Genomic DNA, 8,916 nt, shown 5'->3' with positions numbered 1-8,916 from the left:
TTCCAGGGGCGGCGGGAGGGCGATGGGAAGGTGGTGTTCGCCGCGCGGTTGGGGGTGGTGGCGATAGGCGCTGATGGCGGCGAGGCGTGAGGACAGCCTGTCCCGGCAGCGGCAGGATCGGGGGCTGGGAACGCTGGCCTCGGACGCTCGGCATACCCCCTCCTGCGCAGGGGATGGCGCTTGCCTGCTTGACCATGCTGGTCTTGTGGTCCTGCGCACGGAAACGTGGTAAGCTTCCTTTTCTGGAGGGTTATGAATGACTTCTGAGATGGGAATCGAACCCTTGGCCACCCGTGTCGTGGAACTGGTCGCGCTGGCCTTGCTGAGCGCGCAGGTATCGAGCGCACAGCTGCTGGGCGACGACGAGCTGGCGCGCGCCCGCACGGCCCATGGGCAGCTTCAGGAGCATCTGACCGGCCGGGCTCGGGAAGCGCTGGAGGATCTGCAACAGCATCCCGAGTCGGAAGACAACAGGGCGGATCTCCGCAAACAACTTGGACGCTTTCTGCTGGCCAGGCCATCGCTTGCCTATGAGCTTGACCACATCGTGCCGAAATCCCTCGACATCGAGCCGGCGGATGCCGTGATGAACCGGGTCGGCTCGGCGCTGAACCGGGCTGCCCGGGAAGTCGGCAGCTTCCATAAGGCGCGGATCGAATGAAAGATGCCGAGTAACGACCGCGAGATCTGGGTCAGTATCGTCTCGGGAAACACGCATCCGCCGGAGCTGAACTATCTTACCTACGCCATCTACTCGTTCGAGAAATACGAGTGGTACGACCAGATCGAGCGGGACAGGGGCACGTCTCCCACGCCGGATGAGATCAACGGCTGGATCGCCCAGATCACCGAAACGCGGATCAGGGCGTGGCGGGAAAGTTCGGCGCGGACCTTCGATCGTGCTGCCCGGGCGTACATGAAGGATTACCTGGTGCAGGAGCGGCAGGCGGCGATCAATGACCGGGTCATTGCCTCCGTTCAGACGAGCCTCGACAGGTTCTCGGTCAATCTCCGCGACGGCCTTGCGGAGCTTCGCCGGGCGGGCTCGTTCCGCAATCAGTTGCTGATCGGGTTTGTCATCGCGATCCTGTCGCCGATCATCCTGGGGGTTGTCATCCTTGCCATCCAGGCGGCTGATTTGTGGCCGACGCCCGCGGGCGTTACGCACCTGTTCCAGCCGCGACAGCCGGGGAGTCCGGCGACGGGCGCGGGAACGGTACAGCATCCTTGATCTTCGCGGCTACCAACGAGCAACGAAACGCCAGCTGCAATGTCTCTCTTGTCAGATACTTGCAAAATCGATAAGGTTCATTTGCTCAGCAGCCAATGACCGGCTGATACGAACTAAATCTCTGATAGATTGGAATTGCGCCAACATGGCTGCCGAATATGCCGATATATTTGCCGAAGCAAGAGCCGACCACAACGATTACCAATGGCCAATGTGGCCATTGCTTAATGCCCCCAGGCCTGGGGCCACTATCCATTTAGCAGCATTGGACACAGAAACCCATTTCTATATGATCCGATCTAAGAAGGAAGACTTGGCTTGCCTGAAGAATTGCGGATCGTTAACGAACATATTTGAGGGAACATGGCAAGAATTGTTAAGGAGCGATCACCCATCTCGGTACCATGCATTCCGCGTTGATGTGTTGCGGCGGGACATCATGGGCAGCCGTACTAGACTGACGGTTTCTCTCGCCAATGTGCTACCTGGCGATGAAGTAGCAACTGATGCACGCCCAGCCGGATTGTTTTGTGGGGATAATGTAGGTAAAATAATCGGTGCGGAAGAAGTTTTATCGCACCTTGGCATTCAGAATAGCAGCCCCGCAAACCATTACCATGCATCCGGCCATGTTCTCTACATTGCAGTCAGCGGTTTCTCAATCGAAAAACTGCAGAGGAAAATTATTGAATTGGACGAAAGCACTCATTGGGTCCCGATAGACCTACTGCCCAATGAAATTACGTTCCCGATGTATGATTACGAATACAATATGACAAATTGGCTTCCACCAATTTCTGGCGTATTCGCAGTGAACTTAGGTGATGGAAACTTGTCGCCCGCTGTAATCGACGGACGGGTTCAAGATCCGGTTGCCGACCGATCTCGCGAGTCCGTTAGAAGGATAAATGCGTTTCTTGCTTATACTAATCTCTTGCTTGGACTAAATCCCCAGGTGATTGCTGAGCTGGTGCTTAGTACTTCTGCAAACGGCACCGTTAGCACGAGACTAAGTCGCCGGATGCAAACCTACAACAATAGCCAGTATGGTAGCCGGGTATATCCGTCAGATCGGATGGATATATCAGGTGATAGGTTCGTCAGAGTCGCCACTACATGTTTCAGCAAACCCAAGAGAGGGAGCCGGCTTGCCAGGATACAAACGTCTTTAAGGCATGCCGAAGCAGCACTGCGAAATCAGGACCCGATTATTAGCCTGCCCGGCTTTTGGGCTGCTATTGAGCAGCTACTCAATCCCGGCCAGAACGAGATATCGCACAAGTTAGCCGTTGCGCTGACGGCGTTTGTCTTCGAAAAATCGCAACGGGACCAAGCGTTTGACGCAATAAAGCGGGCCTACGCTTTCCGAAGCAAGATTGCTCACGGTGCCGATTTTGATGAAACAGAGTTATCAATCCATGGGCAAGTTGCGGTTGACATGTACCAACGCGCGCTAAGCGAGTCTCTGAACTTGTGCGAAACCGATAAAGGGAATGACACAGATCTATATAGGCTGCTCACTTTACGCGCTATCTGTGGATAGATCATAGGGAGTACAGCGTAGCCAAGATGCTAATACGCATGAATGACACAATCCCGACGTGCCCGCTGAGCGTCCTCCAGCCCCCTACCCCGCCACCAACTCCAGCCGCGACTCCATCACCTCCGGATCATCCGGCATCCGATGCACCGTGAACCCCAGATGCCGGATAAACGCCAGCATCGGCGCATTATCCGCCAAAATCTGCCCGGTGATCTCCTGCAGCCCCTTCTGCCGCCCCCAATCAATCACCCGCTTCATCAGCGCGGTCGCCAGCCCCCGGCCCTTCATATCCGCCTGCACGATCACCGCGAACTCAGCCGATCGTCCGTTCGGCTCGCACACCAGCCGCACCACCCCGGTGATCTCGCCCGTGGTGTCCCTCACCGCGACGAACGCCATCTCGCGATCGTAGTCCACCTGCGTCAGCCGCGCCACCTGCTCCTTCGACAGCTCGCGGATCGCGCTGAAGAACCGATAGCGGATATCCTGCGGCGACAACCGCGAGAAGAACGCGCCATGCGCCTCGGCGTCCTCCGGCCGGATCGGCCGGATGGTGATGCTCTCGTTGCCCAGCACGCGGCAGGTGACCAGTTCCTGCGGATACGGCGCGATCGCCAGCGGCGGCGGCGTTTCCTCGGCCCCGCGCAGCTTCACCCACGCATCCGCCGCCACCACGCCGCGCGCATCGGCGAACAGCGCGGGCAGGTCCAGCACTGCGATTTCCGGGAAATCGACGATCAGCTGGCTGATGCGCACCAGCGTGCCGGCCACCGCGTCGGTGCTGGCGGCGGGCCGGTCGCGCAGGTCGCGCCCCAGCATCGCGCCGGCGCGGCAGCGGCGGATCAACTGCTCGGCCAGCGTCAGGTTCAGCGGCGGCAGGTCCATCGCCCGGTCCTGCGGGTTCGCCGCCGTGCCGCCCGAGCCGAACGAAATCACCGGCCCGAAGCCGACATCGTCCGACACGCGGATCGCCAGTTCCCGCGCCCGCCCGGCCTGGTGCTGCACCAGCAGTGGCCGCTCGGGCTCCTTCGCCGCCAGCAGCCGGGCGGCGGCGGTCACCTGCGCGGCGTCCATCAGGTCCAGCACCAGCCCGCCCGGCGGCCGGGTGCCGGGCCTCGCGTTGTCGCGCAGCTTCACCGCGACCGGATAGCCGACGGAATCGGCCGCCGCCGCGGCATCGTCCGGCGAGGCGGCCATGCGCGTCGGCACCGTCGGGATGCCATAGGCCGCCAGCACGTCCAGCGATTCATCCTGGGTCAGCGCCAGCCGGCCGTCCATGCGAACGTCGCGGAACAGGCGCCGCACCCAGGCCTTGTCCGGCGTCACCTCCATCACGGTGGAGGACGGCAGTTCGCGGGCGGCGGCGCGGTTGCGGCGGTCCAGCACCAGATGCTCGAACCCGCGCACCGCCTGCTCGGGCGTGGCGAACACCGGCAGGCCGGCCTTCGCCAGGGTGTTGCGGTGCACCGCGCCGTGGGTCTCGCCCAGCACGCAGAACAGCACCGGGGCGCGCTGCTCGGGGTGCGGCCGGGTCAGGCTGGCGATGGTCGCCTCGTCCTTCAGGCCGGTGGGCGCGTGCACCACCAGCACGCCGCCGACGGTGCCGCTGGCGGCCAGGCCGAAGGCGGTGGCGGCCAGCTCTTCCGCCGGCACGTGCTCGCTGATCGTCTCGTTCGGGCACAGCGCCAGGCCGGCGCGCAGCACGGCGTCGCTGGCCAGGCGGCCCGGGCCGATGGCGGTGGAGACGATCGCCAGCGTGTCGGTGCGCACCGGCTTGGCGCGCGACAGGGTCTCGGCCGCGGCCAGCAGGTCTTCCAGCCGGTTCACGCACAGCACGCCGGCGCGGCGCAACGCGGCTTCCAGCGCCATGTCGGAGGCGCCGGTCGGGTCTTCCGTGCGCGTGCCGGCGCGGATCGCCACCACCGGGCGCAGCCGGGCGGCGGCGCGGGCGGCCGACAGGAACAGGCGGTGGTTCTTGATCCGGCGGATGTCCAGCAGGATCGCGCCGGTGCCTGGATCGCGCGACAGCCAGTCCAGCACCATGCCATAGCCGATGTCATGGTTGTTGCCGACGCCGACGATGTGGCTGAAGCCGACTCCGTTCGGCTCCGCCCAGTCGATGACGGCGCGGCTGATGGCGGAGGACTGGGTCACCAGCGCGAGCTTGCCGGCCTGCGGCTGGATGTGGGACCGGGTGGCGTTCAGCCCGAGCTTGGGCACGCACAGCCCGAACGAATACGGCCCCAGCGCCCGCACGCCGGTGCGCATGGCATGGGCCCGCAGCTCGTCGGCCGGGCCGGGGATGATGGCGGCGAAGCAGTTGCGCTCCGCCATCACCGTCATTGCCGCGCCGATTTCGTCGGCTGGCAGCGACAGCATGCACACGTCGACGCCCTCGGGCAGTTCCGCGATGCTGTGCAGCTGGTGGATGGGGCCCTTGAAGCCGCTCAGGGCGAGATTGGCCAGCGTCTTGACACTGGCGTCCGCCTCCAGCCCGATGACGGCCAGGGAGGTTGGCCGGAACAGGTTGGCCGGATCGAAACGGCGGCCGGATGTGAGCCTGGGTATGGACATGGTGCAGTGCAGCAATAAAGGGTGACCAGCGGCAAAAGCAAGTTTCAAATCGCTTTCACACACCATTGCATAGCTGATAATGAATAACCAAAGGTTAAATGAGATGGGAGATCGTTCAGGCTGGGACCCGGAAATGGCGGCCTTTACCGCCGAACAGGAGGCCGCGGCGGCGGCCTACCCGCCGGTAAGAGTCACCGTGCCGCTGGCGCCACACCGGCGGATCAATGATTTGTTAGGCAAACTGACCGCCGCCGGCGGTCCGGTCATGGCCGAGACCACCGACCGTTACATCGAGGCCCACGGCCGCCGCATTTTCTGCCGCGTCTACCGCCCGGTTACCGGCCGGATGCTGCCGACTCTGGTCTATTTCCACGGCGGCGGCTGGGTATGGGCGAGTGTCGATACCCACGACCGCATCGCCCGCGAATACGCCGTCGCGGCGCCAGTAACGGTCGTCAGCGTGGACTACGCCCTCTCGCCCGAGGCGAAGTTCCCCCAGGCGCTGGAGGAATGCGCCGAGGTGGTGCGCTTCGTGGCCGAACAGGGCGCGGCCTGGGGCCTGGACACGCGGCGCCTGCTCGTCGGCGGCGACTCCGCCGGCGGCAACCTGGCGCTGGCGACGGCACTGCTGCTGCGCGACACCGGCGGGCCGACTCTGCGCGGCGTCGTCGCCACCTATCCGGTCTGCGACTCGCGCTTCGACACCGAGAGCTACCGCGCCTATGGCGACGGCAGCTACGGCCTGAGTACCGAGCGCATGGCCTTCTACTGGAGCGTCTATGTGCCGCACGACATCGACCGCCTGCACCCGCTGGCGGCGGTGCTGCGGGCCGACATGGCCGGGTTGCCGCCGGTGATCGTGCAGCTCGCCGAGCTGGACGTGCTGCGATCCGAAGGCGAGGCGCTGGTGGCCAGGCTGCGGGCGGCCGGCGTGGCGGCGGAGACGGAAACCTACCCCGGCGTCGTGCACGGCTTCCTGCGGGCGACCGGATCGGTGCGCAAGGCGCAGGACGCGGTGGCGAAGGCCGCGGCGTGGATGCGGCGCGTGGCCGGATAAAGCGCGCCGGCGCCGCCCGGGCGTGCTGTGGGACCGCGCATCCGGTATGAGACGCAAGGCCAGCGGCGGTTGACATTCTGATTGCGATTCGTCGGGAATCATGGGACATCCCCGGACGTACACCGCTGTTGTGGCAGGCCATGAAATAGTCGGGGCAGGCGTTCGTGGCGGGCGGTCTCCGCCATCGCACGCCGGCTGATTGCAAGGATCATTTGGGTAGACTGACATGGCTGAATTGGCCAACGGCGTAGCGTCTCCCCCCGTGCAGGCTCTTCTGGCACCGCCGGTATCGTGGCCCCCGACCCTGGTCGTGGTGATCGACACGGAGGAGGAGTTCGACTGGACGGCGCCGTTCGACCCGGCGAGCACGGCGGTCAGCAATATCGATCTGCAGCCGCTGGCACAGGCCGTCTTCGATGCGCACGGCGTGGTGCCAACCTATGTCGTGGACTATCCGGTCGCCAGTACACCGCAGGCCGCGGCGGTGCTGCGCGCCATCGCCGCGGATGGACGCTGCGACATCGGCGCGCACCTGCATCCCTGGGTGACCCCGCCGGCGGAGGGGCCGGTGGATACCCGCCACTCCTATCCCGGCAACCTGCCGGCCGCGCTGGAACGCCACAAACTGACCGTGCTGACCGACACCATCGCGGCCAGTTTCGGCGCCCGCCCCACAGTATATAAAGCCGGCCGCTACGGCATCGGCGCGGCGACCCCGGCAACGCTGCGCGCGCTGGGCTATGCGGTGGATGTCAGCGTGGTGCCGCACACCGATTTCTCGGCCGACGGCGGCCCGGACTTCCGCGGCGCGCCGGAAGGCCCCTACCGCATCGCCGACGGGCTGTGCGAGCTGCCGCTGTCGGTGCACTTCGTCGGGCGGCTGGCGTCGCAGGGGCCCTGGCTGTTTCACCGCCTCTCGGCCCACCCCGCGCGGCGGCTGCGCCTGCCCGGCGTGCTCAGCCGGCTGGGCCTGCTGACCCGGCTGCGCCTGAGCCCGGAGGGTGGCAGCCTGACGGAGATGACACGGCAGACCCGTGCCGCCCTCGCCGCCGGCACCCGGCTGTTCATGCTGACCTATCACAGCTCCTCGCTGCTGCCCGGCGCCACGCAGTACGTCCGCACCGAAGCCGATCGGCGCCACTTTCTGGCGACGCTGGATGGCTATCTGCACGTCTTCCTTGCGGAGCTTGGCGGGCGCGCCGATACGGTGACGCGCGTGGCGGCGGCGCTCATGGCGGGACAGGCCCCGGGGCGATGACGGCTCTATCCGCCAGCGGCCTGCCGAGGGCCTGCCGTCCGCCGCGTGGAGACGGCGCATGACCGCCGGCAAGGCCCTGGTCCTCGGGGACGACACGCGCAGCTTCCTGGCGACGGTCCGCTCGCTGGGGCGGCAGGGCATCGCGGTCCATGCGGCGCCGGACAATTTCCGTTCGCCCGCCCTGGCCTCGCGCTACATCACCGCGGTGCACGAATTGCCGCCCTGGATGGGTGACGGCGCGGACTGGCTGCGCGCCATGGAGACGTTGCTGGCGGCGGAACGCTTCGATCTTGTAATCCCATGCAACGAAACCGCGCTGCTGCCGCTGCAGCGCCACCGCTATCGGCTGGCGCCGCTGGCCCGGCTGGCCATCCCGGACGACCACGCGATCGCCGCGCTGTTCGACAAGCACGCCACCCGGGCACTGGCACAGCAGGTGGGCGTGCCGGTGGCGGCGGGACGGCTGGCGCGGCCGGACGACACCGCCGGGTCGGTGGCGGCGGAATTCGGCCTGCCGCTGGTGGTGAAGCCGCGCCGATCCTACGCGCTGGAGACGCTGGCCTCGCGCGGCAAGGCACAGGTGGTGCGCGATGCGGCGGAACTGGCGCGAGTGCTGCGCGAGGTCGACCCGGCGGAGACGCTGCTGGAGCAGGTCTTCCCCGGCCAGGGTCTGGGCGTGTCGCTGCTGGCCAGCCAGGGCCGTGTGCTGCAGGCCTTCGAGCACCACCGCGTGCGCGAACTGGCCGGCGCCAGCTACTACCGCGTCTCGGCGCCGCTGACGCCGGCGCTGCTGCGCGGCTGCGACGCGATCGTCGCCGCGCTGCGCTACACCGGCGTGGCGATGTTCGAGTTCAAGTGCAACGCACAGGGCGGCTGGATCCTGCTGGAGGTGAACGCCCGGCCCTGGGGCTCGCTGCCGCTGCCCGTGGCATTGGGGGTGGATTTTCCCTACCGCTGGTACCGGCTGCTGGTGGCGGGGGAGGCGACGCCGGCGGTGAATTACCCGGTGGGCATCTACGGCCGCAACCTGCTGCCGGACCTGACGGCCTCCCGCAAGGAGGCGGCAGCGCTGCGGCTGGGCAGGATGGCGAAGGCGCGGTTCATGGCCGGACGCGGGCTGGAGCTGCTGCGCGGCGTCACCGGGCGGGAGCGGCACGACGTGCTGGTGCGCGACGATCCGGGGCCTGGCCTGGCCGAACTGCGCGCGCTGGGCGGCGATGTGTGGCAGCGGCTGGCGCGGGCGCTGCCACACA

Annotated in this window: 7 protein-coding genes; 6 read left to right on the top strand and 1 reads right to left on the bottom strand. The window is 66.1% G+C overall.

All coding sequences use genetic code 11. The features are described from left to right. Positions 1-298: 298 nt before the first annotated feature. The 3 genes from CCS01_RS10510 (at position 299) to CCS01_RS32695 (ending at position 2,774) form a co-directional block, all read left to right on the top strand. On the top strand, positions 299-661 hold the full coding sequence (locus CCS01_RS10510; protein ID WP_146101674.1) for a hypothetical protein: 363 nt from the start codon (positions 299-301) through the stop codon (positions 659-661). Positions 662-664: 3 nt separating this feature from the next. Next, the gene (locus CCS01_RS10505; protein ID WP_104518777.1) at positions 665-1,231 is read left to right on the top strand and encodes a hypothetical protein; all 567 of its coding nucleotides are present in this window, start codon (positions 665-667) and stop codon (positions 1,229-1,231) included. Between the two features lie 145 nt (positions 1,232-1,376). Beyond that, positions 1,377-2,774 (top strand): HEPN domain-containing protein, encoded by a 1,398-nt coding sequence (locus CCS01_RS32695; RefSeq protein WP_146101673.1) that lies wholly within the window; start codon positions 1,377-1,379, stop codon positions 2,772-2,774. 84 nt (positions 2,775-2,858) lie between these two features. Here the strand turns inward: CCS01_RS32695 and CCS01_RS10500 are convergent, their stop codons facing one another. After that, the gene (locus CCS01_RS10500; RefSeq protein WP_104518779.1) at positions 2,859-5,348 is read right to left on the bottom strand and encodes a bifunctional acetate--CoA ligase family protein/GNAT family N-acetyltransferase; all 2,490 of its coding nucleotides are present in this window, start codon (positions 5,346-5,348) and stop codon (positions 2,859-2,861) included. 103 nt (positions 5,349-5,451) lie between these two features. Between CCS01_RS10500 and CCS01_RS10495 the strand changes: the two genes are divergently transcribed. The 3 genes from CCS01_RS10495 to CCS01_RS10485 all read left to right on the top strand — a co-directional run. Next, positions 5,452-6,405, top strand: a complete 954-nt coding sequence (locus tag CCS01_RS10495; protein ID WP_104518776.1) for an alpha/beta hydrolase — start codon at positions 5,452-5,454, stop codon at positions 6,403-6,405. Between the two features lie 226 nt (positions 6,406-6,631). Further along, positions 6,632-7,663 (top strand): polysaccharide deacetylase family protein, encoded by a 1,032-nt coding sequence (locus CCS01_RS10490; protein WP_146101672.1) that lies wholly within the window; start codon positions 6,632-6,634, stop codon positions 7,661-7,663. A 58-nt stretch (positions 7,664-7,721) separates the two neighbouring features. After that, a partial coding sequence (locus tag CCS01_RS10485) for a carboxylate--amine ligase (protein WP_146101671.1) occupies positions 7,722-8,916 on the top strand: 1,195 nt, incomplete at its 3' end.

Origin of the sequence: Rhodopila globiformis, assembly GCF_002937115.1 — a bacterium.
Taxonomy (GTDB): domain Bacteria; phylum Pseudomonadota; class Alphaproteobacteria; order Acetobacterales; family Acetobacteraceae; genus Rhodopila; species Rhodopila globiformis.
This window is presented reverse-complemented; position numbering and strand designations above follow the sequence as displayed.

What these genes read in the sequence shown, in the direction of transcription:
- CCS01_RS10505 (WP_104518777.1), top strand. Translation starts at nt 665, where the DNA reads ATGCCGAGTAACGACCGCGAGATCTGGGTCAGTATCGTCTCGGGAAAC.
- CCS01_RS32695 (WP_146101673.1), top strand. Translation starts at nt 1,377, where the DNA reads ATGGCTGCCGAATATGCCGATATATTTGCCGAAGCAAGAGCCGACCAC.
- CCS01_RS10500 (WP_104518779.1), bottom strand. Translation starts at nt 5,348, where the DNA reads ATGTCCATACCCAGGCTCACATCCGGCCGCCGTTTCGATCCGGCCAAC.
- CCS01_RS10495 (WP_104518776.1), top strand. Translation starts at nt 5,452, where the DNA reads ATGGGAGATCGTTCAGGCTGGGACCCGGAAATGGCGGCCTTTACCGCC.
- CCS01_RS10490 (WP_146101672.1), top strand. Translation starts at nt 6,632, where the DNA reads ATGGCTGAATTGGCCAACGGCGTAGCGTCTCCCCCCGTGCAGGCTCTT.